This window comes from bacterium, assembly GCA_016702305.1.
Classification (GTDB): Bacteria; Electryoneota; RPQS01; order RPQS01; family RPQS01; genus JABWCQ01.
Genome location: JADJEH010000001.1, coordinates 499,450 through 522,771 on the forward strand (window position 1 = coordinate 499,450; position 23,322 = coordinate 522,771).

35 protein-coding genes are annotated in these 23,322 nt (G+C 58.1%); all 35 read left to right on the top strand.

Translation table 11 applies throughout. From position 1 onward, the window contains the following. Positions 1-16: 16 nt before the first annotated feature. The 35 genes from rpoC (at position 17) to rplQ (ending at position 23,167) form a co-directional block, all read left to right on the top strand. Positions 17-4,348: a DNA-directed RNA polymerase subunit beta' gene (gene rpoC, locus IPH10_01980; protein ID MBK6909693.1), complete on the top strand. Its 4,332-nt coding sequence runs from the start codon at positions 17-19 to the stop codon at positions 4,346-4,348. Positions 4,349-4,494: 146 nt separating this feature from the next. Continuing rightward, a complete protein-coding gene (locus IPH10_01985) occupies positions 4,495-4,896 on the top strand; it encodes a 30S ribosomal protein S12 (GenBank protein MBK6909694.1) in 402 nt (133 codons plus the stop codon). A 17-nt stretch (positions 4,897-4,913) separates the two neighbouring features. After that, positions 4,914-5,384 carry a 30S ribosomal protein S7 gene (rpsG, locus tag IPH10_01990; protein ID MBK6909695.1) on the top strand — a complete coding sequence of 157 codons (471 nt, stop codon included), beginning with the start codon at positions 4,914-4,916 and terminating at the stop codon, positions 5,382-5,384. 130 nt (positions 5,385-5,514) lie between these two features. Beyond that, entirely contained in the window at positions 5,515-7,542 is a 2,028-nt protein-coding gene (gene fusA, locus IPH10_01995; protein ID MBK6909696.1) for an elongation factor G, read from the top strand. A gap of 36 nt (positions 7,543-7,578) precedes the next feature. Then, the gene (gene rpsJ / locus IPH10_02000) at positions 7,579-7,890 is read left to right on the top strand and encodes a 30S ribosomal protein S10 (protein ID MBK6909697.1); all 312 of its coding nucleotides are present in this window, start codon (positions 7,579-7,581) and stop codon (positions 7,888-7,890) included. Further along, positions 7,887-8,513, top strand: a complete 627-nt coding sequence (rplC, locus tag IPH10_02005; GenBank protein ID MBK6909698.1) for a 50S ribosomal protein L3 — start codon at positions 7,887-7,889, stop codon at positions 8,511-8,513. The genes rpsJ and rplC overlap by 4 nt, the downstream gene beginning before the upstream one ends. After that, the gene (rplD, locus tag IPH10_02010) at positions 8,510-9,145 is read left to right on the top strand and encodes a 50S ribosomal protein L4 (GenBank protein MBK6909699.1); all 636 of its coding nucleotides are present in this window, start codon (positions 8,510-8,512) and stop codon (positions 9,143-9,145) included. Before rplC ends, rplD begins: the two co-directional genes overlap by 4 nt. Beyond that, positions 9,138-9,425, top strand: coding sequence for a 50S ribosomal protein L23 (locus tag IPH10_02015; protein ID MBK6909700.1), 288 nt, complete (start codon positions 9,138-9,140; stop codon positions 9,423-9,425). The genes rplD and IPH10_02015 overlap by 8 nt, the downstream gene beginning before the upstream one ends. A gap of 15 nt (positions 9,426-9,440) precedes the next feature. Beyond that, on the top strand, positions 9,441-10,286 hold the full coding sequence (rplB, locus tag IPH10_02020; protein MBK6909701.1) for a 50S ribosomal protein L2: 846 nt from the start codon (positions 9,441-9,443) through the stop codon (positions 10,284-10,286). Between the two features lie 9 nt (positions 10,287-10,295). After that, positions 10,296-10,583, top strand: a complete 288-nt coding sequence (gene rpsS, locus IPH10_02025; GenBank protein MBK6909702.1) for a 30S ribosomal protein S19 — start codon at positions 10,296-10,298, stop codon at positions 10,581-10,583. 9 nt (positions 10,584-10,592) lie between these two features. Beyond that, entirely contained in the window at positions 10,593-11,057 is a 465-nt protein-coding gene (gene rplV, locus IPH10_02030; protein ID MBK6909703.1) for a 50S ribosomal protein L22, read from the top strand. A gap of 3 nt (positions 11,058-11,060) precedes the next feature. Beyond that, positions 11,061-11,828 (top strand): 30S ribosomal protein S3, encoded by a 768-nt coding sequence (gene rpsC, locus IPH10_02035; protein MBK6909704.1) that lies wholly within the window; start codon positions 11,061-11,063, stop codon positions 11,826-11,828. Positions 11,829-11,839: 11 nt separating this feature from the next. Then, positions 11,840-12,259 (top strand): 50S ribosomal protein L16, encoded by a 420-nt coding sequence (gene rplP / locus IPH10_02040; GenBank protein MBK6909705.1) that lies wholly within the window; start codon positions 11,840-11,842, stop codon positions 12,257-12,259. A 39-nt stretch (positions 12,260-12,298) separates the two neighbouring features. Further along, positions 12,299-12,508, top strand: a complete 210-nt coding sequence (gene rpmC, locus IPH10_02045) for a 50S ribosomal protein L29 (GenBank protein ID MBK6909706.1) — start codon at positions 12,299-12,301, stop codon at positions 12,506-12,508. Continuing rightward, positions 12,508-12,792 carry a 30S ribosomal protein S17 gene (gene rpsQ / locus IPH10_02050; GenBank protein ID MBK6909707.1) on the top strand — a complete coding sequence of 95 codons (285 nt, stop codon included), beginning with the start codon at positions 12,508-12,510 and terminating at the stop codon, positions 12,790-12,792. The genes rpmC and rpsQ overlap by 1 nt, the downstream gene beginning before the upstream one ends. Positions 12,793-12,795: 3 nt before the next feature. Next, positions 12,796-13,164, top strand: a complete 369-nt coding sequence (rplN, locus tag IPH10_02055) for a 50S ribosomal protein L14 (GenBank protein ID MBK6909708.1) — start codon at positions 12,796-12,798, stop codon at positions 13,162-13,164. A gap of 9 nt (positions 13,165-13,173) precedes the next feature. Continuing rightward, complete coding sequence (rplX, locus tag IPH10_02060) at positions 13,174-13,497, top strand: 50S ribosomal protein L24 (GenBank protein MBK6909709.1); 324 nt, start codon at positions 13,174-13,176, stop codon at positions 13,495-13,497. Next, positions 13,497-14,198 (top strand): 50S ribosomal protein L5, encoded by a 702-nt coding sequence (gene rplE, locus IPH10_02065; GenBank protein MBK6909710.1) that lies wholly within the window; start codon positions 13,497-13,499, stop codon positions 14,196-14,198. The genes rplX and rplE overlap by 1 nt, the downstream gene beginning before the upstream one ends. Positions 14,199-14,216: 18 nt before the next feature. Then, positions 14,217-14,402 carry a type Z 30S ribosomal protein S14 gene (locus IPH10_02070; protein ID MBK6909711.1) on the top strand — a complete coding sequence of 62 codons (186 nt, stop codon included), beginning with the start codon at positions 14,217-14,219 and terminating at the stop codon, positions 14,400-14,402. 12 nt (positions 14,403-14,414) lie between these two features. Then, positions 14,415-14,810: a 30S ribosomal protein S8 gene (gene rpsH / locus IPH10_02075; GenBank protein MBK6909712.1), complete on the top strand. Its 396-nt coding sequence runs from the start codon at positions 14,415-14,417 to the stop codon at positions 14,808-14,810. A gap of 23 nt (positions 14,811-14,833) precedes the next feature. Next, entirely contained in the window at positions 14,834-15,370 is a 537-nt protein-coding gene (gene rplF / locus IPH10_02080; protein ID MBK6909713.1) for a 50S ribosomal protein L6, read from the top strand. 3 nt (positions 15,371-15,373) lie between these two features. After that, complete coding sequence (locus IPH10_02085; GenBank protein MBK6909714.1) at positions 15,374-15,745, top strand: 50S ribosomal protein L18; 372 nt, start codon at positions 15,374-15,376, stop codon at positions 15,743-15,745. Positions 15,746-15,758: 13 nt separating this feature from the next. Continuing rightward, the gene (gene rpsE / locus IPH10_02090; protein ID MBK6909715.1) at positions 15,759-16,304 is read left to right on the top strand and encodes a 30S ribosomal protein S5; all 546 of its coding nucleotides are present in this window, start codon (positions 15,759-15,761) and stop codon (positions 16,302-16,304) included. Continuing rightward, a complete protein-coding gene (gene rpmD / locus IPH10_02095) occupies positions 16,246-16,560 on the top strand; it encodes a 50S ribosomal protein L30 (GenBank protein MBK6909716.1) in 315 nt (104 codons plus the stop codon). Before rpsE ends, rpmD begins: the two co-directional genes overlap by 59 nt. After that, positions 16,560-16,997 (top strand): 50S ribosomal protein L15, encoded by a 438-nt coding sequence (rplO, locus tag IPH10_02100; GenBank protein ID MBK6909717.1) that lies wholly within the window; start codon positions 16,560-16,562, stop codon positions 16,995-16,997. Before rpmD ends, rplO begins: the two co-directional genes overlap by 1 nt. Then, positions 16,997-18,325 carry a preprotein translocase subunit SecY gene (secY, locus tag IPH10_02105; protein ID MBK6909718.1) on the top strand — a complete coding sequence of 443 codons (1,329 nt, stop codon included), beginning with the start codon at positions 16,997-16,999 and terminating at the stop codon, positions 18,323-18,325. The genes rplO and secY overlap by 1 nt, the downstream gene beginning before the upstream one ends. A gap of 7 nt (positions 18,326-18,332) precedes the next feature. Further along, positions 18,333-19,025 (top strand): adenylate kinase, encoded by a 693-nt coding sequence (locus IPH10_02110; protein ID MBK6909719.1) that lies wholly within the window; start codon positions 18,333-18,335, stop codon positions 19,023-19,025. After that, positions 19,022-19,777, top strand: a complete 756-nt coding sequence (gene map, locus IPH10_02115) for a type I methionyl aminopeptidase (GenBank protein MBK6909720.1) — start codon at positions 19,022-19,024, stop codon at positions 19,775-19,777. Before IPH10_02110 ends, map begins: the two co-directional genes overlap by 4 nt. 24 nt (positions 19,778-19,801) lie before the next feature. Then, positions 19,802-20,020, top strand: a complete 219-nt coding sequence (infA, locus tag IPH10_02120; protein ID MBK6909721.1) for a translation initiation factor IF-1 — start codon at positions 19,802-19,804, stop codon at positions 20,018-20,020. A gap of 25 nt (positions 20,021-20,045) precedes the next feature. After that, positions 20,046-20,162 (top strand): 50S ribosomal protein L36, encoded by a 117-nt coding sequence (gene rpmJ / locus IPH10_02125; protein ID MBK6909722.1) that lies wholly within the window; start codon positions 20,046-20,048, stop codon positions 20,160-20,162. A gap of 35 nt (positions 20,163-20,197) precedes the next feature. Continuing rightward, positions 20,198-20,569 (top strand): 30S ribosomal protein S13, encoded by a 372-nt coding sequence (rpsM, locus tag IPH10_02130; GenBank protein MBK6909723.1) that lies wholly within the window; start codon positions 20,198-20,200, stop codon positions 20,567-20,569. 51 nt (positions 20,570-20,620) lie between these two features. Continuing rightward, a complete protein-coding gene (gene rpsK, locus IPH10_02135; GenBank protein MBK6909724.1) occupies positions 20,621-21,016 on the top strand; it encodes a 30S ribosomal protein S11 in 396 nt (131 codons plus the stop codon). A 48-nt stretch (positions 21,017-21,064) separates the two neighbouring features. Further along, the gene (rpsD, locus tag IPH10_02140) at positions 21,065-21,694 is read left to right on the top strand and encodes a 30S ribosomal protein S4 (GenBank protein MBK6909725.1); all 630 of its coding nucleotides are present in this window, start codon (positions 21,065-21,067) and stop codon (positions 21,692-21,694) included. A 19-nt stretch (positions 21,695-21,713) separates the two neighbouring features. After that, entirely contained in the window at positions 21,714-22,706 is a 993-nt protein-coding gene (locus IPH10_02145) for a DNA-directed RNA polymerase subunit alpha (protein MBK6909726.1), read from the top strand. Continuing rightward, entirely contained in the window at positions 22,703-23,167 is a 465-nt protein-coding gene (gene rplQ / locus IPH10_02150; GenBank protein ID MBK6909727.1) for a 50S ribosomal protein L17, read from the top strand. Before IPH10_02145 ends, rplQ begins: the two co-directional genes overlap by 4 nt. Positions 23,168-23,322: the final 155 nt, after the last annotated feature.

Here is a 23,322-nt window from a genome sequence, read left to right on the forward strand (position 1 = left end):
AAATAAGGAGCCATGCATGCTGCATTTCGCTGCTGCAACCGAGCACGAACCCCGCAGGTACTCCGAAATTTCCGTAAGTCTGGCTTCCCCCGACACGATTCTATCGTGGTCCCATGGTGAAGTCACCAAGCCCGAAACGATCAACTATCGCAGCTACAAGCCGGAAAAAGACGGCCTGTTCTGCGAGAAAATCTTCGGTCCCGTCAAGGACTGGGAATGCCATTGCGGTAAATACCGTGGCATCCGCTACAAAGGTATCGTGTGCGACCGCTGCGGCGTGGAGGTCACCAAGAAAGACGTCCGCCGCAAGCGCATGGGCCATATCGCGCTGGCGGTGCCCGTCGTGCACATCTGGTACTTCCGCAGTCTGCCGTCGAAGATCAGCTACGTGCTCAATATGAGCACGCGCGAACTCGAGCAGGTTATCTACTACGAATCGTATTGCGTCATCCAGCCGGGCCGCGCGGACTTGCGCCGCAAGGACCTGCTGTCCGAAAACGAATACCTCGAAGTGATGCAGCAGCTCGGACCGCAGGAAGCGCTGCCGCCGGAAGAACGGTTCATCGCCAAAATGGGCGGCGACGCAATCCGGGATCTGCTTTCGACTGAAGAAATTAACAACCTGTCCGATGAACTGCGCGCGCAGATCAAAGTCGAAACCAGCGCCCAGCGCAAGGCCGACGCGATCAAGAAGCTGCGAGTAATCGAGTCGTTCAAGCACGCCGAGAATGGCAAATTGAACCGTCCCGATTGGATGGTCATGTCGGTCGTGCCGGTCGTGCCGCCCGATCTGCGTCCGCTGGTGCCGCTCGAAGGCGGCCGCTTCGCGACGTCTGACTTGAATGACCTGTATCGCCGCGTCATCATTCGCAACAACCGCCTCAAGCGCCTGATCGAAATTCGCGCACCTGAGGTGATTCTGCGCAATGAAAAGCGCATGCTGCAAGAAGCTGTGGATTCGCTGTTCGACAACGGCCGCAAGTCCGTCGCCGTGCGCTCCGACGGCAACCGTCCGCTCAAGAGCTTGTCCGACAACCTCAAGGGCAAGCAGGGCCGCTTCCGTCAGAATCTGCTCGGCAAGCGCGTGGACTATTCGGGTCGTTCCGTCATCGTCGTCGGTCCGGAACTCAAACTGCATGAGTGCGGTCTGCCCAAGGAAATGGCGGTTGAGCTGTTCAAACCGTTCATTATCCGCAAGCTGATTGAATACGAATATGCAAAAACGGTGAAGTCGGCCAAGCGGTTGGTCGAGCGCAAAACGGACGAAGTCTGGGCGATTCTCGAAGAGATCATTCAGGATCACCCGGTGCTCTTGAACCGCGCGCCGACGCTGCACCGACTCGGTATTCAGGCGTTCCAGCCGCTCTTGATTGAAGGCAAGGCGATTCGTCTGCACCCGCTCGTCTGTCAGGCGTTCAACGCCGACTTCGACGGCGACCAGATGGCCGTGCACGTGCCGCTCTCGTTCGAAGCTCAGGTGGAAGCGCGCTTGTTGATGCTCGCGAGCAACAACATTCTGCATCCGGCCAGTGGACGACCGATTACCGTGCCCCATCAGGACATGGTGCTCGGACTGTACTACCTGACCAAGCGCAGACTCGGCGAGCCGTTCCAAGGCAAAGTCTTTGTCAGCCCGGGCGAAGTCGTCTCGGCGCGCAACGACGGCCGTATCGGAACGCATACCGTGATCTTCCTCCGTGTGGAGGGCCGCCTGATTGAAACGACGATCGGACGCGTCATCTTCAATCAGATTCTGCCGCCGCGCGTACGCGCCAAGCGCTATTTCAACGAAATGCTCTCGAAGAAGCGCATTGAAGAGATCATTCACTATTGTGTGCAGACGGTCGGCATCGCCGATACGTCCGTGTTCCTTGACAACCTGAAGAAACTCGGCTTCGAGAGCGCGACCGCGTCGGGTATCTCTATCGGCCTCGATGACATCGAGATTCCACCCGAAAAGGACCGTCTGATTCAGGCCGCCTACAAAAAGGTGGATGAGGTCCAGACACAGTACGAAGACGGTATCATCACCGACGGTGAGCGCTACAACAAGATCATTGATATCTGGACGCACACCTCGACCGACATCGCGGAAGTGATGTTTGCCAAGCTGCGCGATTCCAAAGACGGATTCAATTCCGTGTTCATGATGGCGGATTCGGGAGCTCGTGGTTCGAAGGAGCAGATTCGCCAGCTCGCCGGTATGCGCGGACTGATGGCCAAGCCGCAGAAGTCGCTGACCGGACAGAAGGGTGAGATCATCGAAAGCCCGATCACGGCAAACTTCAAAGAAGGTTTGACCGTGCTCGAGTACTTCATTTCCACGCACGGTGCCCGCAAGGGTCTGGCCGATACGGCGCTCAAGACCGCCGACGCGGGTTACCTGACCCGCCGTCTGGTGGACGTGGCGCAGGACGTGATCATCCGTGAGTTCGACTGCGGCACGCTGCGCGGGATCACGCTTGAAGAGGTGCAGGAGGGTGAAGAGGTCACCGAGCAGCTCCATGAACGTGTGATGGGCCGCGTACTGGCCGACGATGTGTTCGATCCGGTGTCGGGCGAGAAAATTCTGGACGCCAACACGCTCGTGCGTGAGGCCGAAGCGAATCATCTGGCCAAAGCCGGCGTCACCAAGCTGCGCATTCGATCGGTGTTGACCTGCGAATCGCCGCGCGGTGTTTGTGCACGGTGTTACGGTATTAACCTGGCCACGGGCCGCATGGTGGATCAGGGCGAAGCCGTCGGCGTCATGGCCGCCCAGTCGGTAGGTGAGCCGGGCACGCAGTTGACGCTCCGCACGTTCCACATCGGCGGCGCAGCGTCGCGCGACGTGTCTGAATCGCAGCGTATCGCTAAGAAGTCAGGCCGAGTTGTCTTCGAAAACGTGGACTTCATCGTCCGCGAAGACGGCACGCGCATCTCGATTCGTCGTTCCGGTACCATTAAACTGCTTGATGAGAACAACCGTCAGGTCGCTCGCTACAAGCTGCCGTATGGTGCTTACGTCTATGTCGAAGAAGGTGAAATCGTCGCGTCGGGACATCTCCTGTTTGAGTGGGACCCCTATGCCGATTCGATCCTCGCGTCCAAGTCCGGTAAGATTCACTTCATTGACATCAAGCAGGACCAGACGTTCCACGAAGACGTGGACGAAGCGACGGGCATGAAGCACAAGGTGATCACGGAAGCCCGTGATCGCAAGATGAATCCGCATATTCTCATCGTGGATCCGGACGGCAATCGTCTGGCCAACCATGTGCTCCCCATCGGCGCGCACTTGCTCGTGGAAGACGGCCAGAGCGTGAAGGTCGGCGACCCGCTCGCTAAGATGCCGCGTAAATCCCAGGCGATCCGCGACATTACCGGTGGTCTGCCGCGTGTGACCGAGCTGTTTGAAGCCCGGCGCCCGAAGGATCCGGCGATTGTGACCGAGATTGACGGCGTTGTCCGCTTCGGCGGTATGAAGCGCGGCGTGCGTATTGTGACTGTGACGTCGGAAGACGGTTCCATGGTCAAGAACTATGCGATCCCCTACGGTAAGCACATTCTCGTCCACGACCACGACCGCGTGTCGGCGGGTGAAAAGATCACGGAAGGGTCCGTCGCGCCGCAGGACATTCTGGCAATCCAAGGCCCGAACCGCGTGCAGGAATATCTGGCCAAGGAAATTCAGGAGGTCTATCGTTCGCAGGGCGTTTCGATCAACGACAAGCACATTGAAGTGATCGTGCGGCAGATGCTGCAGAAAGTGCGCATTGACGATCCGGGTGATACGCGCTATCTCGAAGGCGATCACGTGGACCGAATCAAGTTCACGCGTGAAAACGAGCAGCTTGTCACGAAGATCGTTGTGGAAGAGATTGGTGATTCTGCTCTGCGAGTGGGTCAGATTCTCGAGAAGAACGAATTCAACCGCACGAACCGCCAGATCAAGGCGGACAGCGGGACGCCGGCCAAGTCGCGCGGTGCGCGTCCGGCGACATATTCTCCGGTTCTCTTGGGCATCACGCAGGCCAGCTTGTCTACGGACAGTTTCATTTCTGCAGCGAGCTTCCAGCAGACGACCAGTGTGTTGACCGATGCGGCTATTGCCAATAAGACTGACATGCTGTCAGGTCTGAAGGAGAACGTGATTCTCGGCCATCTGATTCCGGCGGGAACGGGTTTGACCAAGTATACTAAGCTCGAGGTCGTCCGACCGGTGGAAGAGGATGAGGAGCTGGCCCGCGATTTCCGGATTGAAATGTCGGAGCTTATGCAGAGCCTCGAACGCCGGGCGGGAGGCGCACAGGAGGACTTGGGCGCTGAAGATCCGCAGGGCGCAAACCCTGTCGTTCCGCAGGAATAATCCCAACCGTTTGTTTTTCTTGGTCTTTTGACGTACATTAGACCCCGGGCGGTGTAAAAGCCGCCCGGGGGCTGTTTTCCCGGTACTTGACATTACAATGGCGGTTGATTAGATTAGCTAATCTACGCCCCAATTTTTTTACTCCCTTGCCAACGATACAACAACTCATCCGGTCCGGCCGGGAAGCGGTCCAGTTTAAGTCCTCCGCTCCCGCCCTGATGAACTGCCCGCAGCGCCGCGGCGTCTGCACGCGCGTCTATACCACGACCCCGAAAAAGCCCAACTCGGCCCTCCGCAAGGTGGCCCGCGTCAAGCTGACCAACGGCGTGGTGGTCACGGCCTATATCCCGGGCGAAGGCCACAATCTGCAAGAGCACTCGTTGGTCATGATTCGCGGCGGCCGCGTCAAAGACCTGCCGGGCGTTCGCTATCACATCATCCGCGGTATTCTGGATACGGCCGGTGTTGACGGTCGTAAGCAAGGACGGTCTAAATACGGCACCAAGAAGAAGCAGGCCGTACAGACCAAGGGCGGCAAGAAGAAGTAGTCTCAACCTGAGTTCCCATGCCTCGTCGTAAACGCATATTCAAACGCGAAATCCCCGCCGACCCGAAATTCGGTTCGTTGCAGGTAGCGCAATTCATCAACGGCCTGCTCAAGCGCGGCAAGCGCTCGACCGCCGAACGCATGTTCTATGGCGCGTTCGATATCATCGAAGCTAAAGCCAAGTCCGATCCCCTGGACGTCTTTAACAAAGCGATGAAAAACGTGGCGCCGGTCGTTGAAGTCAAGAGCCGCCGCGTCGGCGGTGCCACCTACCAGGTGCCCGTCGAAGTCAATCCCTCGCGCCGCCAAGCACTGGCGATCCGCTGGATTATCGGCTACGCCACCTCACGCGGCGAAAAGACGATGGCCGAAAAGCTGGCCGGCGAAATGATCGCCGCCGCTAAAGGCGAAGGCAACTCGGTTAAGAAACGTGACGATACGCACAAAATGGCCGAAGCCAACAAGGCCTTCGCCCATTTTAGATGGTAGACGCAGCACTCTATGAATTTGAACTGTACCCGGTGAACCAATTTTGAGCACGAACGCTTCCACACCCTCCACCACGTCTAAAGCGAATCCCGCCGCCGAGTTTCTCGCCCGGACGCGCAATATCGGCATTATGGCCCATATTGACGCGGGCAAGACCACGACGACGGAGCGCATTCTATTCTATACGGGCCGACTGCACCGCATGGGCGAAGTCCATGAAGGCGGCGCCACGATGGACTGGATGGAGCAGGAAAAAGAGCGCGGCATCACGATTACTTCCGCCGCCACTACCTGTGACTGGCGCGAACACCGGATCAATATCATTGATACGCCGGGACACGTGGACTTCACCGTTGAAGTCGAACGCAGCCTGCGCGTCCTCGACGGAGCCGTCGCGCTGTTCTGCGCCGTCGGCGGCGTCGAACCGCAGTCCGAAACGGTTTGGCGCCAAGCCAACCGCTATAAAGTTCCGCGCATCTGCTTCGTGAACAAGATGGATCGCTCGGGCGCCGATTTCTTCCGCGCCGTTGAGATGATTCGCACCCAGCTTCACGCCAACCCCGTCCCGATTACGATTCCGATGGGCGCATCGGATATGTTCCAAGGCATTATTGACTTGATTTCCTTCAAGTCCATCGTGTGGGTCGAAGATTCGCACGGCATGCACTTTGAAGAATATGACGTGCCCAAGGACATGTTCGACGTGGCTAACCACTGGCGCGAAAAACTGCTCGAGTCGGTGGCCGAATTTGACGACCATCTGCTTGAGAAGTTCCTCGCCGGCGAGCCGTTGCTGCCCGAAGAGATCATGGCCGCGCTGCGCAAGGCAACCATCGCCCTGAAGTGCTTCCCCGTCCTCTGCGGCGCGTCGTTCAAGAATAAGGGCGTGCAGCGCCTGCTCGACGCAATCGTCGAACTGCTGCCGTCGCCGCTGGACAAAGACGTAACCGTCGGTATCAACCCGACCACCGAAGAAGAAATCACGCGCGAACCGAACTCAACCGAGCCGTTCGCCGCGCTGGCGTTCAAGATCATGACCGACCCCTATGTGGGCCGTCTGACTTTCTGCCGCGTCTATTCGGGCAAGCTCGATGCTGGTTCCGCTGTCTACAACTCGTCGCGCGATAAACGCGACCGCATTTCGCGTATCGTGCGGATGTTCGCTGATAAGCGCGAAGAAATGTCCGCGGTGGAAGCCGGTGACATCTGCGCCGTCGTCGGCCTTAAGGATGTTCGCACCGGTGATACGCTGTGCGACCCGAAGTCGCCGATTCTGCTTGAGAAGATGGAGTTCCCGACGCCTGTGATCGAGATCGCCATCGAGCCCAAGACTCGCGCCGATCAGGACCGCATTTCGGAATCGCTGGGCCGCCTGGCTGAGGAAGATCCGACCTTCCATGTGAAGTTCAATGAAGAGACGGGCCAAACGGTCATCGCCGGTATGGGCGAGCTGCATCTTGAAATCATCGTGGATCGGCTGATGCGCGAGTTCAAGGTCGAAGCTGTCGTCGGCGCGCCGCAGGTGTCCTATAAAGAGTGCATCCGCAAGGCGGCCACGGTCAATCACAAGTTTGTCAAGCAGTCGGGTGGCCGCGGCCAGTACGCGCATGTTGTCATTAACATCGAGCCTGCCCAGCCCGGAACTGGTTTGACTTTTGAGAATAAGATCGTCGGTGGCACGATTCCCAAGGAATATGTCCCGGCGGTGCACAAAGGTATGGAAGAGGCCATGAACAACGGACCGCTCGCCGGATTCCCGATCATGGACGTGAAAGTTGAGTTGGTTGACGGTTCGTACCACGAAGTGGACTCGAACGAAATGGCGTTCAAGATTTGCGGTTCAATGGCGCTGAAAGAGGCCGTGCAGAAGGCCAATCCCGCGCTGATGGAACCCATCATGAAGGTCGAAGCCGTCACCCCGGATTCGTATCTCGGCGGCGTGGTAGGCGATATTAATTCGCGCCGCGGCCGTATTCAGGATATGCACCCCCGAGCGGACGGGCAGGTGGTTAATGCAATGGTTCCGCTGTCTGAGATGTTCGGCTATGCGACGAGCCTGCGTTCGTTGACGCAGGGTCGAGCCATCTTCTCGATGCAATTCGACCACTTCCAGGAAGTGCCGAAGTCCATCTCTGAGAAGATCCTCGAAAAGAAGTAGTCCCCCGCCGATCCGCACCCAATTCCCACCTCAGGTATGGCACAACAATCCTCCATTCGGATCCGTTTGAAAAGCTACGATCATAATCTGATCGATAAGTCAACGGAGAAGATCATCCAGACGGCTAAGCAGACGGGCGCGGTCATTTCCGGTCCGATCCCGTTGCCGACGCGCCGCAGTGTCTATACGGTGAACCGCTCACCGCATTCGGACAAAAAATCACGTGAACAGTTCGAGACGCGTATTCATAAGCGTCTGATTGACATTCATAATTCCTCGCCGCGTACCATTGATGCGCTCATTCGCATCGAGTTGCCGGCGGGTGTGGACATTGAGATCAAGACATGACCGGGCTGATAGGCAAAAAAGTGGGCATGACGAGAGTCTTCGATGAGAAGGGCGCCGTAATTCCGGTGACCGTAATCGAACTCGGCCCCAATCAAATTACGAATATCCGCACCGTTGATAAGAACGGCTACGCGGCCATGTGCCTCGGATTTGGTCAAAAGCGCGATAAGCTCGTGACCAAACCGCAAAAGGGACACTACAAGAGTCTCGGCATTACGGCGCCGCGCGTGGAACGCGAATTCCGCGACATGGTCGTCGAAGGCAAGAAGGTTGGCGATTCGCTCTTGTGCGATCTGTTCGTCACTGGCGAAAAGGTGCAGGTGACTGCTACGTCCAAAGGACAAGGCTTCGCCGGCGTGATCAAGCGTCACAACTTCAACCGCCAGACCATGACCCACGGTACCCACGAGTTCTTCCGCCATGGCGGTTCGATCGGTTCGAACACCTTCCCGGGCCGCACCCTGCCGGGTCTGCGTATGCCGGGCCGTATGGGCGCGGATCGCGTGACCGTCAAAAATCTGAAAGTGATCCGCGTGGATGCCGACGCTAACCTCATCATGGTCTGCGGCGCGATTCCCGGACCCAACCATGGTATCGTGATCGTGGGGAAGCAGGCGCGATGAATCTGAAAATTTATAAGCGCGACGGATCGCTGTCTACGGACACGATCGAGTTGCCGGATACGCTGGTGGCACAGGAGCCGAACGAGCACGCCATTTGGCTGGCTGTACGCGCCGAAGAGGCCGCCGCTCGTCAAGGTACCCACAAGACCAAGAACCGCATGTTCGTGCGCGGTGGCGGTAAGAAGCCGTTCAAGCAAAAAGGCCGCGGTGTCGCCCGTCAGGGTACCAGCCGTTCGCCGTTGCATCCGGGCGGTGGTACGATCTTCGGACCGATGCCGCACAAGTATTCGGTCGGCGTGCCGCAGAAGGTGAAAGTGCTGGCCCGTCGCAGCGCGGTGATTCTCAAAGTCCGCGAAGACCGTTTGCGCGTCGTCGAAGATTTCAATATCGAGACACCCAAGACTCGCGACATGGCTAAGATGGTCGCCAATATGGCGCTGGGTGATCAGAAAATTCTGTTCCTGACGCCGGACTTCAACGACTCGATTTCGCGCAGCGTGCGCAATCTGCCCGGAGCGGGCGCGACTAAGGCCGAAGCGGCTTCGACGCGCGATCTGCTCAACTGCTCGACGATTCTGATTCAGAAGAGTGCAGTTGCGGGCTTCGTGAAAGGACTGACTCATGCTGCATAAGCGGAGTGTGTTGCGCAAGCCGCTCTTGACCGAGAAGGTCGCCGCGGCGCAGGATGCGCATAATCAGTATGCATTCGTCGTGGATCCGGCCGCCAACAAGGTCGAGATCAAGCGTGCCGTTGAGAAGAAGTATGAAGTGAGCGTCGTCGGCGTCCAGACGATGAACGTGCGCGGTAAGGTGAAGCGACTCGGTCGTTTTGCGGGCCGCCGTCCCAATTGGAAAAAGGCGATTGTGACCCTGAAGAAGGGGCAATCCATCGAACTGGCGCAAAACGTCTAAGCGATTTACCCTACAATGCCGGTAAAGAAATTTCGCCCACTAACTCCCACATTGCGCTACCGCACGGTCCTCGTGCGCGAAGGCCTGTGGCAAGGTGAGCCTGAGAAGAGCCTGCTTGCCCCGCTGAGTAAAACCGGCGGCCGCAACAACCTCGGACGGGCCACCAATATCAACACCGGCGGCGGACATAAGCGCCGTTACCGCGTGATTGACTTCAAGCGTGACAAGTTTGACATCGCGGGCCGCGTCGAGCGCCTCGAATATGATCCGAACCGCTCGGCTAATATCGCGCTGGTATTCTACCCTGACGGCGAGAAGCGTTATATCCTCGCGCCCGACGGTCTGAAGGCTGGTGACAAGGTCACTTCGTCACGCAAAGAAGCGGACATCCGCGTGGGCAACGCGCTGCCGCTTAACAAGATTCCGCTGGCAACCTTCGTCCACAATGTGGAAATGCGAGTCGGCAAAGGCGGTCAAATCAGCCGCAGCGCCGGCGCCGCCTGCCAGTTGATGGCCTTCGACGAGAAGTATGCGCTGCTCAAAATGCCGTCCGGCGAAGTCCGCCGCGTCCCGGCAGGATGTTTGGCCACGATCGGCCAGGTTGGAAATCTCGATCACGAGACCGTCGTGTCGGGTAAGGCCGGTCGCACGCGCTGGCTGGGTCGCCGCGGTCACGTCCGCGGTGTCGTGAAGAATCCGGTGGACCACCCGATGGGTGGTGGTGAAGGCCGCAGCTCGGGTGGACGCCATCCGTGCACGCCATGGGGCAAGATTACCAAGGGTCTGAAGACGCGTAACCCGCGTAAGCAATCGAATAAACTGATCGTCCGTCGCAAGCGCGATAAGACGCAACTTTCATAACCTCCGCCAATGGCCCGTTCGCTTAAAAAAGGTCCCTTCATCGATGCGCGTCTCGAAATGCGCATTCAGACGATGAACGACCGCAATGAAAAGAAGGTCCTCAAAACCTGGTCGCGCCGCAGCGTGATTTCACCGGATTTCGTGGGACATACGTTGGCCGTGCATAACGGTCGCAAGTTCCTGCCGGTATACATCACCGAAAACATGGTGGGCCACAAGCTCGGCGAGTTTGCGCCGACGCGCACCTTCAAGGGTCACACGGAAAAGAAGGCGGAATCAGCCGCCAAGAAGAAGTAGGGTCATCTGATGGAAGCTCGTTGCGTAGCTCGTTATATTCGCGTCACTCCGCGCAAAATGCGGCTGGTAGCCGATCTCGTACGCGGCAAGAACGTGAACGATGCGATCAATATTCTCAAGTTCACTCCGCGCTCGGCCTCCGGGCCGACGCTCAAGGCGATTCAATCCGCCGTGGCCAACTACGCGCAATTGCACAGCGCCACGTCGGTGGAGATTGACTCGCTGCACGTCCGTACGATCTTTGCCGACGAAGGTCCGACGATGCACCGCTTCATGCCCCGCGCTCAAGGCCGCGCCACGCCGATCAAGAAGCGCATGACGCACCTCACCGTGATCGTCAGCGCCCCGGCCGCCGTCGCAACCAGCGAACCGGCCGCTGAGACCACCGCCGATGCAGCGCCCAAGGCTGATAAGAAGACCGCGGCTAAGAAGAGCGCGGCGAAGAAGTCCACCAAAAAAACGAAGCCGGAATAATCCGTGGGCCAGAAAGTTAATCCTATCGGTTTTCGCGTCGGCGTCATTCGCACCTGGAATAGTCACTGGTTCGATGAACGCAATTTCGCCGACAAGCTTGAAGAAGATCTGTACCTGCGCAAGTATCTCATGCAGCGTCTCAAGGGCGCGTCGGTCGCAGGGATTACCTTCGAACGTACGCCTAAGATGCTCACGCTGACGATCCGCACGGCACGCCCGGGCATCGTCATCGGCCGCAAAGGCGCGGAGGTGGACAAGCTGAAGGCCGAGCTGAAGAAGCTGACCAAGCGCGAAGTTCAGGTCAATATCTACGAAATTAAGCGGCCGGAACTCGAAGCCAAGCTCGTCGCTGATATGATCGCCCAGCAGCTCGAAGGCCGCGTGTCCTTCCGCCGCGCGATGAAGAAGGCGATCCAGACCACGATGCGCATGGGAGCCGAAGGCATCAAGGTTCTGGTCTCGGGACGATTGGGCGGCGCGGAAATGTCGCGTACGGAAGGTTACAAAGAAGGTCGTACGCCGCTCCACACGCTGCGAGCGGATATTGATTATGCGTGCTCGGTCGCCCGCACGACCTACGGCACCATCGGTTGCAAGGTTTGGATTTGCCGCGGCGAAGTCATCGGGAAGGGTAAAGTCAATATGCCCGGCGGTGAAATGCGCCACGAAACGCTGGGCGATGCGCCCGAGCGCCGCGATCACGGCCACGGCCGTGGCGATCGCGACCGCGATCATGGCCGCGGTGACCGCCGCCCGCATCATAAAAATTGATCTGATTTAACATGCTGACCCCGAAACGACTCAAATTCCGCAAGCAGCAGCGCCGCCGCCGTAAAGGCTACGACTACTGCGGTTGCGACATCTCCTTCGGCGAATACGGCCTGAAGGCGATGGATGATTGCTGGATGACGTCGCGCCAGATCGAAGCCGCGCGTATCGCGCTCACCCGCCATATCAAGCGCGGTGGAAAAGTCTGGATTCGCGTCTTCCCCGATAAACCCGTCTCCAAGAAGCCGCTCGAAGTCCGTCAGGGCAAGGGCAAAGGCGCTACGGAGTTCTACGCGGCGGTGATTCGTCCGGGCCGCATTCTGTTTGAAGTCGAAGGAGTCAGCCGCGAGCTGGCCCAGGAAGCCATGCGTCTTGCAGCGCAGAAGCTGCCCATCAAAACCAAGTTCGTTGAACGCGACGTCGTTCACGCCTAAAGTAAAGACATGGCCAAGGGATCCGCAAAACCCACTAAGATGCTCGAGCTGCGCGAATTAACCGAGCTCGAACTCAAAAACCGGCTGATCGAAGCCGAGGATAATCTCGAAGCGCTGCGCTTCCAGCTCGATGCCGGACAGCTGCCGAGCACGTCGCGCGTGCGCACTGTGCGCCGCGACATCGCTCGCATCCGCACAATGCAGCGCGAATTTGAACTCGGTCTACGCACCCGGAAAGGCGGCCAATAATGACCCAGATCGCGACAGCCGCCGCCGCTGAAACCCGCGGACTGCGTAAGACGCGCGTCGGCGTGGTGGTGTCCAACAAGATGCAGAAGACGATCGTCGTTAAAGTCGAACGCCGCGTCAAGCATCCTCTGTTCGGCAAGTATATCAAGCTCTCCAAGAAGTTCATGGCCGAAGACAGCCAGAACGAGTGCAACGTCGGCGATAAGGTGCGCATCATGGAGACGCGCCCGATTTCCAAACTGAAGCGCTGGCGTCTGCTCGAAATCATCGAGAAAAAGAAGTAAGCCATGATTCAGGAATATACTGTTCTTAACGTGGCCGATAATACCGGCGCCAAGAAAGTTCGCTGCTTCCGCATCTACGGCGGAACCGGTCGCCGCTCGGCTTCCCTCGGCGATATCATCATGGTTTCCGTGCGTACCGCCATTCCCAATTCGAATATGAAGAAGGGCTCGAAGGCCCGCGCCGTCATCGTCCGCACGACTAAAGAAGTGCGCCGCCCCGATGGATCGTACATCCGCTTCGACGAGAACGCGGCTGTGCTGATCAATAAGGACAACGAGCCGATCGGAACGCGCATCTTCGGACCGGTCGCCCGTGAATTGCGTGAAAAGCAGTTCATGAAGATCGTGTCGCTGGCGCCCGAGGTCATATAAGGAAACGCCATGAAAATCCATAAGAATGATTTGGTGCAGGTCGTCGCCGGCAATGACCGCGGCAAGCGCGGAAAAGTCCTCAAGGTCTTTCCCGACAAACAGCGCGTCATCGTTGAAGGCGTCAACTTCATTCTGCGCCATACCAAGCCCAACCAGCGCAATCAGCAGGGCGGTATCGTGAAGCGCGAAGGCACAATTCACGTTTCCAATGTAATGCTGATTGATCCCAAGAGCGGCAAGCCGACGCGCATCGGTCATACGGTCCTTAAGACCGCGGATGGCAACAAGCGCGTGCGCGTCGCGAGAATCTCTAACGAAATGATCGCCGAGTAATGAGCGCAGATAAGGCTAAACCGAAGGGCGGAGCACCCAAAGCGGGCGCGCCGCAAACCAAGACGGCCAAGCCCGGAAAGGGCGGCGGACTCAATGTCGCGGGCGAACGTCCCGCACTGCCGAAGGGCTACGAGCCGCGCATGGTCAAGCACTACAAAGAAGTTGTCGTTCCCGGCCTGACCAAGGCGTTCGGGTACGAGAACCCGATGGAGCTGCCGCGCCTGAAGAAAATCACCATTAACGTGGGCTGTGGCGACGCCACGCAAAACCCGCGTGTCGTGGAGAGCATCGTCAAGGAAGTCGCGATGATCACCGGCCAGAAGCCCTCCGTGGCCAAGGCGCGTAAATCCATCTCGAACTTCAAGCTGCGTGAAGGCATGCCCGTCGGTGTGTTCGTTACGCTGCGCCGCACCACGATGTGGGAATTCCTCGATCGCTTCATCGCACTGGCCACACCGCGCATCCGCGACTTCCGTGGCCTGCCTGATCGCGGTTTCGACGGCCGCGGAAATTTCTCCCTCGGATTGCGCGAACAGATTCTGTTCCCGGAAATTGACCTCGATAAGGTCGAGAAAATTCGCGGCATGGACATCACGTTCGTCACGAGCGCCAAGTCGGATAAAGAAGCCTACGAGCTGCTCAAACTGCTCGGTCTGCCGTTCCGCAAGCGCGAAGATAAGAAAGTCGCCGCCGCGGCGTAATCCCACGATCAATTCATCATGGCCAAAGCCTGTTTAATCGCGAAAGCGAAAAAGACCCCGAAATTCAAAGTGCGTGCCTACACGCGCTGCCGCCGTTGCGGCCGCCCGCGTTCGGTCTATCGCAAATTCGGCGTGTGCCGCCTCTGCCTGCGCGAACTGGCGCACGCGGGAGATATTCCGGGTCTTGTCAAATCCAGCTGGTAGCAAAGTACACTCATGCCGACGACCGATCCGATTGCTGATTTCCTGACTCGCGTGCGCAACGCCCTCATGGCGCGTAAAACGTACTGCGACGTCCCCTTCTCGCGCATCAAGCTCGACCTGGCGCGCGTGCTCCTCGAAGCCTATTACATTCGTGACTTCGTGCAGGTGGACGAAGGCCCGCAAGGCTTCATTCGTGTCTATTTGAAGTACACCAACGGCCGACCCGCTATTCAGGGATTGCGCCGTGTGTCCACGCCCGGCCTGCGGCAATATGTCGGCAGCCGCGATATCCCGCGCGTGCGGAACGGACTGGGTACCGCCATTCTCACAACGCCGAAGGGATTGCTCACCGGCAATCAGGCCCGACGCGCTGGGGTTGGCGGCGAAATCCTCGCCGAAATCTGGTAAGTTAAGTTTACGGAGTAATTGACGTGTCGCGCGTTGGCCGTGCACCTATTAAGCTGCCTAAAGGCGTTGAGCTGAAGCTCAACGGTCCCGATGTGTCCGTCAAAGGACCTAAAGGGCAACTCTCGCGGACGTTCCACCGCGATATCGAAATCAAGCTCGAAGACGGTACGGTGACGTGCCATCGCCCGAGCGACCGCAAAGAGCACCGTGAACTTCACGGGCTTACGCGCGCCCTGCTCAATAGCATGGTCGTCGGTGTCACCGACGGCTTCAAAAAAGAACTGCAAATCGTCGGCGTCGGCTTCAAAGTCGAAGCCAAGAAGCGCGGCGTGCTGCTCTCCGTGGGATACAGCCACCCGGTGTTCGTGTCCATGCCCGACGATGTGAAGGCCGAAGTTACCGGCCCTACCACGATCGTCATTACCGGCGCGGACAAAGAAGCTGTCGGGCAGGTTGCCGCCACGATACGATCGGTGCGCAAACCCGAGCCGTACAAGGGCAAGGGCATCATGTACACCGGTGAGCGCATTCACCGCAAAGCCGGCAAGACGGGTAAGTAAGCCATGTCCAGAATCATTGCCATTCGTAAGCGCGCGCGCCAGCGCCGCAAGTATCACATTCGCAAGGTCGTCAACGGAACCGCGGAACGTCCGCGTATGGTCATCTATCGCAGCGTGGGACATATGTATGCCCAGCTCGTGGATGACAAGTCCGGTCAGACCCTGCTCGGAGTCTCGTCGCTGTCGCCCGACCTGAAGTCGGCTATAACCGGCAAGAACCCGACGCAAATCGCCGAGCTCGTTGGCGAATTGTGTGCGCAGAAAGCTCGTGCTAAGTCTATTGAAGCGGTCGTCTTCGACCGCAACGGCTTCCCCTATCACGGCCGCGTGAAGGCCGTCGCGGAAGGCGCTCGCAAAGGCGGATTGAAATTCTAAACCAAGCGAATTGATGAACGGCAGCAGTCCACGCCGCGGTCGCGACCGCGATGATCGTCCCGCCGAATATTCCGGCGGCGAAACACTACTCGAAAAACTGGTCGCGGTCAACCGCGTCGCCAAGGTCGTCAAGGGCGGCCGCAACTTCTCGTTCAATGCCATCGTCATCGTTGGCGATGGACACGGTCGTGCCGGCTTCGGCCTCGGCAAGGCCAACGAAGTTGCCGATGCGATCCGCAAGGGTACCGAGGCGGCCAAGCGTTCGATGAAACGCTACCCGCTGCTCGGACAGACCCTGCCACATGCCTCGCACGGCAAGTTCGGCGCTGGCAAAGTCTTCCTGCGTCCTGCCTCGGCTGGTACCGGCGTCATCGCCGGCGGCTCGGTGCGCATGGTTATGGAATGCCTCGGTGTGCGCGACGTGCTGACCAAAGTCATGGGCACGAATAATCCGCACAACGTTGTGAAAGCCGTGTTCCGCGCTCTCGAAGATCTTAACGATGCGCGCATGGTGGCGGCTCGCCGCGGCATCACCGTTCAAGAAGTATTCACCCTCTAACGACAACGAATCGCTCGGGCACGGCACCGGCCGCGCACGCGCAACCGTTCGCAATATGGCAAAGCAGCTTCAAGTTACTTTAGTTCGCAGCACCGCCACGCGGCCGCACTTCCATCGCAAGATAGTTGAGGCCCTGGGCTTGCGTCGCTTGCACCACACGCGCCTGATACCGGATAACGCGGCCATGCGCGGCATGATCGCCAAGATTCCGCACATGCTCGAGTGGAAGGAAGTCCAGGAAGGAGCCTCCAGCTAATGGGTATGCATAAACTCACGCCCGCGCCGGGCTCCACGTTCACCAAGAAGCGCTTGGGCCGCGGCCCGGGTTCGGGTACCGGTGGTACAGCCGGTCGTGGTGAAAAGGGCTACTATTCGCGCTCGGGTTCCGTCGTCAGACGCGGTTTTGAAGGTGGTCAGATGCCGCTCTATCGTCGTCTGCCCAAACGCGGCTTCACCAATGTTTGGGCGACCGACAATGAAGTGGTCAATCTGCGGGACCTCAAAGCGCTACCCGATACCACGGTTACGCCCGATGCACTGAAGCAGGCCGGCTTGATCCGCCACGCGGATTCAGCGGTCAAAATTCTTGCCACCGGCGACTGTGACCGCGCCTACGAAATTTCCATGTGCGCTGTCTCCGAGGCGGCCGCGCAGAAGATCACCGCCGCCGGCGGCAAAGTGGTTGCCGCCTGATGCTCGACCGTTTCGCAAATATTTTCAAGATCCCTGAGCTGCGTGACCGCATCCTGTTCACGTTGCTCATCTTGTTGGTGTACCGGATCGGCGGCCACGTTCCGCTGGCCGGCATCAATGCGCAAGCGCTCGGCGAGTTCATGGATCAGAACCGCACGACGCTCTTCGGACTCTACGACATGTTCGTCGGTGGCGCATTTGAACGCGCCACGGTGTTTGCGCTGGGTATCATGCCCTATATTTCGGCCTCGATTATCTTCCAGCTCATGGGAACGGTTATCCCGTATTTCCAGAAGCTCCAAAAGGAAGGCGAAGAGGGCCGCAAAAAGATCACGCAGTTGACCCGCTATGGCACCGTCATCCTGGCTGCAATGCAGGCCGGTGGTGTGTCGGTCTTCCTCACGCGCCTGGTCTCGCCGTCGGGATTGGCCGTCGTGCCGGAACCGGGACTCGGGTTCAATTTGCTGACCATGATCACGCTCGCCGCCGGAACCACGTTCATCATGTGGTTGGGTGAACAGATAACAGAGCGCGGCATCGGAAACGGTATTTCGCTGATCATCATGGTCGGGATTATCAATACGCTGCCCTCGGCGATTCTTGAAGAGTACCAGATGGTCGCGACCGGCCAACGGCATATCGTCATGGAGGCCGTCTTCCTGATCCTGCTGTTCGCCGTAACCGCGATGGTCGTGCTGCTGACGCAGGGCGTGCGTAAGATTCCGGTCCAGTACGCGAAGCGCAACGTCGGCCGCAAGCAATACGGCGGCGTCTCGACGCACATTCCGCTGCGCGTCAACTCGGCCGGCGTGATGCCGATCATCTTCGCCCAGTCCATTATGTTCATCCCGTCCTCGATCGCGACTTTCCTGCCGGAAGGCGGCTTACGGGATGCGGTGACCAATGCTTTCGGTGTGCAGAGCTTCGTCTATTCGACGTTGACCTTCATGCTCATCGTCTTCTTCACGTACTTCTACACGGCCATCATTCTGAACCCGGTGGACCTGGCGGATAACATGAAGAAGAACGGCGGCTTCATTCCCGGTATCCGTCCGGGTAAGCAAACCTCAGATTTCATTGACAACATTCTGTCGCGTGTGACCCTGCCCGGCGCGATTTTCCTTGGCGTGATCGCCATGCTGCCCACAATCTTCATCCGCCAGTTCGGGGTGTCGTATAACGTGGCCCAGTTCTTTGGCGGCACCGGCCTGCTGATTGTCGTCGGCGTTGCGCTTGATACGCTGCAACAGATCGAATCACACCTCGTGATGAGGCACTACGACGGACTGATGAAGTCCGGTCGAATCCGCGGCCGCCGCCGCATGTAATTTAGCTATGGCCGCCCGCAGCCTGCTGTCCGTGAATCGCTATTCGATTATTTTGCTTGGTGCCGTCGGAGTCGGAAAGGGCACGCAGGCCATTAAACTGGTCGAAGCGCTCGAAGTGCCGCAAATTAGCACAGGCGACATTTTGCGCGCTGAAGTGCAGGCGCAGACGCCGCTGGGCAAGCAGGTACAGGATACGATGAATCGCGGCGACTTGGTCGCGGACGATCTGCTCATTGAATTAGTACGCGTGCGATTGACCAAGCCTGATACGGCCCGCGGCGCGATCTTCGACGGATTCCCACGAACCGTGCCCCAAGCAGATGCGCTGGAGAAGCTGCTGGCCGACGAGGGCATGCCTACGGCAGTGGTCGTCTCTATTGAAGTGCCTGACAATGAAATCGTCGAGCGATTGGCCTCGCGGCGAGTCTGCCTGACGTGCGGCGCGACGTTCAATCTTACCCTGGACGAGAAAGCCATCGCCGCACACAAGTGCCCGGGCGGTGGACTTCCGAATATCGTGCAGCGCGAAGACGACAAGCCGGAGACGGTTCAGAAACGTCTCCAAGTCTACCGCGACAAGACCGCCCCGCTGTTGGACTACTATCGCCGTAAACGCGCCCTGCGCGTGGTGTCCGGCACCGGAACGGCCAACGAAGTCTTTGCCCGTGTGCTGATTGAGCTGGATAGCGCGAACGAATGATTCATATTAAGTCGGACGCCGAAATCCGGCTGATGCGCAAGGCCGGCGGAATTCTCGCCAGCGCCTTCCGCGCCGCCGAACCACTGATGATCGCGGGCACAAATGCCGATGAAGTGGACCGCGTCGTTGAAGAAACGATTCGTTCGCAGAATGCCATACCCGCCTTCAAGAACCATCCCAACGGCGACGGCGTCAAGTTCCCCTACTCAGTTTGTTTTTCGATTGACGCGGAAGTCGTACACGGCATGCCGCGCGGCCGCATCATCCAGAACGGTCAGATAATCGGACTGGATATCGGTGTGATCTATGAAGGCTACTATTCAGACAGCGCCAAGACCTTCGCTATTGGACAGGTCGGCACACGCGAAGCAGAATTGATCCGCGTGACGCGCGAATGCCTGGAGAAAGCGATTATTGAAGCCACGGCTGGCGCCCGCCTGTCCAACATCGGACACGCTGTGCAGACGCACGCCGAAGCACATGGATTCTCCGTCATCCGCGAATTGGTTGGTCACGGCATCGGCCGCAATCTGTGGGAAGACCCGCAGGTGCCGAACTACGGACTGCCCGGCAAAGGCCCCGTATTACGGAAGAACATGGTCATCGCAATTGAACCGATGATCGCGCTGGGCGGACCGGAAGTGGACATGATCGGCGATTGGGACGTGCTTACGCGTGACCGCAAACCCGCCGCGCACTTTGAACATACGCTGGTCATCACAGACGGTTCCGCCGACATATTAACGATCTAATCCATTGCAACGCAAGGTTCTCGTATTTCAAAAGAACAGTCCATAAAAGTTGACGGGGTGATCGAGGAGTGCCTGCCCAACGCGACGTTTCGAGTCGTGCTGGAAAACGGACACAAAGTCCTCTGTCACATTTCAGGGAAAATGCGCATGCATTTTATCAAAATCCTGCCCGGCGACAAAGTTACCGTGGAACTGTCGCCTTACGATTTGAACCGCGGCCGTATTACCTACCGCTACAAGTAAACCGACCAATCTCGGAACAACGACGATGAAAGTCCGGACGTCCGTCAAAAAGATCTGCGAACACTGCAAGATCGTCCGCCGCCGCGGCAGAGTCTTCGTCGTGTGCGCTCGCACCAAAAAACACAAGCAGCGCCAGGGCTAACCCCCGCGCCGTAACCTCATCAGGCAAGCAGAAGCATGGCACGTTTAGCCGGCGTAGATATTCCGCGCGACAAGCGCATCGAAATCGCCCTCACCTACATTTTCGGAATCGGTCGTCCCACCTCGCAGAAAATTCTCTCCGAGTGCAAGATTGACTGGAATAAGCGCACACACCAGCTCACCGACGATGAACTCGCCGCAATCCGCGCCGTCATCGCCGAAATGAAGCTCGAGGGACCGCTCCGTTCCGAAGTGCAGCTCAACATCAAGCGCCTGATGGACGTCGGCTGCTACCGCGGCATGCGCCATCGTAAGGGTCTGCCCGTTCGCGGTCAGAATACCAAGAACAACGCCCGCACGCGCAAGGGCCGCAAGAAAAACTTGATGGTCAAGAAGAAGGGCAAGTAATGAGTTTCCCCGACCGCGATCGTGCGGCGTTAGCTTACACGGAGTCATACCTTGGCGACTAATACCAAGAGCAAAAAGGGCAAGCGCAAGAAAGAACGCGTCGAAGACACCGGCGTTGTGCACGTCAAGTCTTCGTTCAATAATACCCTGATCACCATCACCGACAACTACGGCAACACTATCTCGTGGGCGTCCGCCGGCAAAATGGGCTTGCGCGGTTCACGCAAGAACACACCGTTCGCCGCGCAGTTGGCCGCCGACAATGCCGCCAAGGCCGCCATGGCCCTCGGCTTGAAAAAAGTGTCCATTGAAGTGCGGGGACCCGGTGGCGGTCGTGACGGCGCCGTCCGCGCCATTGCGGCGTCCGGTCTTTCGATCAGCACCATCCGCGACGTGACGCCGCTGCCGCACAACGGCTGCCGCCCCGAAAAAGCGCGCCGCGTTTAAGCTCTGTCTGTTTCGTTCATAATTCACTCAACATAGCTTCGTACATCTATGGCAAGAAACCGCGGTCCCACAGACAAGATTTGCCGCCGAGTCGGCGTGCAGCTCTATCTTAAGGGCCAACGCGTGCGCAATGGCAAGTCGGCGTTCGACAAAAAGGGCTACCCGCCCGGTATGCATGGTCGTAACCGTCGCCCAAAAATCTCCGAATACGGACGCCAACTGCTCGAAAAGCAGAAGATCCGCGAATCGTACGGCCTGCTCGAACGGCAGTTCCATCGCTTCTTCACCGTGGCGCAGCGTCAAAAAGGCGTCACCGGTGAAAACCTGATGGGCATGCTCGAAAGCCGTCTCGATAACGTCGTCTACAGACTGGGCTTCGCTTCGACGCGCCGCCAGGCACGCCAGCTCGTTGTGCACTCGCACTTCACGGTCAACGGCAAGAAGGTCAATATTCCGTCCTACATCCTGAAGGCGAACGACCGCGTTCGCGTCCGGGACCGCTCGCGCAAGATGGAGGTGATTCACGCGGCCATGCAGCTCGCCGCGCACGGCAAAACGATGCCGAATCTGGATGTCGATCGCGCTAAAATGGAAGGCGTGTTCCTCGGACCGCCCGCGCGCAACGACATTCCGTTCGAGGCCAACGAACAGTTGGTTGTCGAACTCTACTCGCGTTAATTTCACCTCGAGGAGACCCATGAACGGTTTGAACTTCCAAATGCCGGAAGCGGTGGAAATTGATGAATCAACCCATACCGATACCTATGGCAAATTCATCGTCCAACCCCTTGAACGCGGCTATGGAGTTACCATTGGCAACAGCCTTCGTCGGGTTCTGATCTCCAGCTTACAGGGTGCGGCGATCGTCTCCATCAAAGTGGATGGCGTACTGCACGAATTCTCGACCATGTCCGGCGTATCCGAAGACGTGACTGAGATGATCCTGAATCTGAAGGGGGTGCGCTTCAAGCTCCTCAACAAAAAGCCGGACAAAATCTACGTCCAGCTTAAAGGACCGAAGGAATTCACAGCCCGAGACTTGCAGATCGGAAACAATGATTTCGAGATTCTGAATCCCGACCATCTGATTGCCACGCTGAACAGCGACGCGGAACTGAAGATGGAATTGGCGATCAAAAAGGGCCGCGGCTACGTGCCCGCCGAAGAAAATCGTCCCGCAGACGCGCCTATCGGCACGATCCCGCTCGACGCGATCTATTCGCCGATCCGCAACGTTACCTACACCATCGAGAACACGCGCGTCGGACAGCGTACCGACTACGAAAAGCTGATTCTCGAAATCTGGACCGACGGATCGGTCACGCCGGAAGACGCGCTGTCCAACGCCGGCCGCATCCTCCGCGACCACATCGCCCTCTTCATCAGCTTCGATATGAAGCCTGAAAAGGAAGATGAAGAGGACATTGACGAAGAAACTCTGCAAATTCGCAAACTGCTCCGCAAACCGGTCGAAGACCTGGAACTGTCGGTGCGCAGCGCGAACTGTTTGAAGGAAGCCAAGATTCGCACGATTGCCGATCTTGTGCGCCGCGACGAAAACGAAATGCTGAAGTTCAAAAATTTCGGCCGCAAGTCGCTGGTCGAACTGAATGAAATCTTGAAGGCTAAGGCACTGCATTTCGGTATGGACGTTGACAAGTATCTTTCCCCGGAACTCGATAAGAAATGAGACACCTTAATAAGGGACGGCAGCTTTCGCGCTCGTCCAGTCATAAGAAGGCGCTGCTTGGCAACCTCTCGCAGGAGCTGTTCGAGCACAAGCGCATCCAGACGACGCTGGGCAAGGCCAAAGAACTGCGCCCCTTCGCTGAAAAGCTGATTACCAAGGCCAAGGCTGGTTCGCTGGCAGCACGGCGCGATGTCGCCCGTTTCTGCTCGCGCAAATCCGCCATTGCCATGCTGTTTGACGATGTGGCTCAGAAGATGGCCGAGCGGCCCGGTGGTTACACGCGCATCATCAAACTCGGCTTGCGCCGCGGCGATGCCGCTCCGATGGCGATTATCGAATTGGTCGGCTATGAAGGTGCCGTCGTGACCTCGGCGTCTCCGGCCGCCGATGAAAAGAAGGCCGCCAAGAAGACCCCGGCCAAGAAGACTGCGGCCAAGAAGACCAAGAAGGCCGCCGCTTAAGCCTCTCCTTCCGCTGAATTCAAGAGGCCGCTTGAGCAATCAGGCGGCTTCTTTGCGTTGGTAAATTCCCCATTTCCCGCACAATGCGAGACTGACCCGGCGGCCAAACCCGAGTTTATTGCTGATTCGTGAGAGACCATTCAGCGGAAATTCCT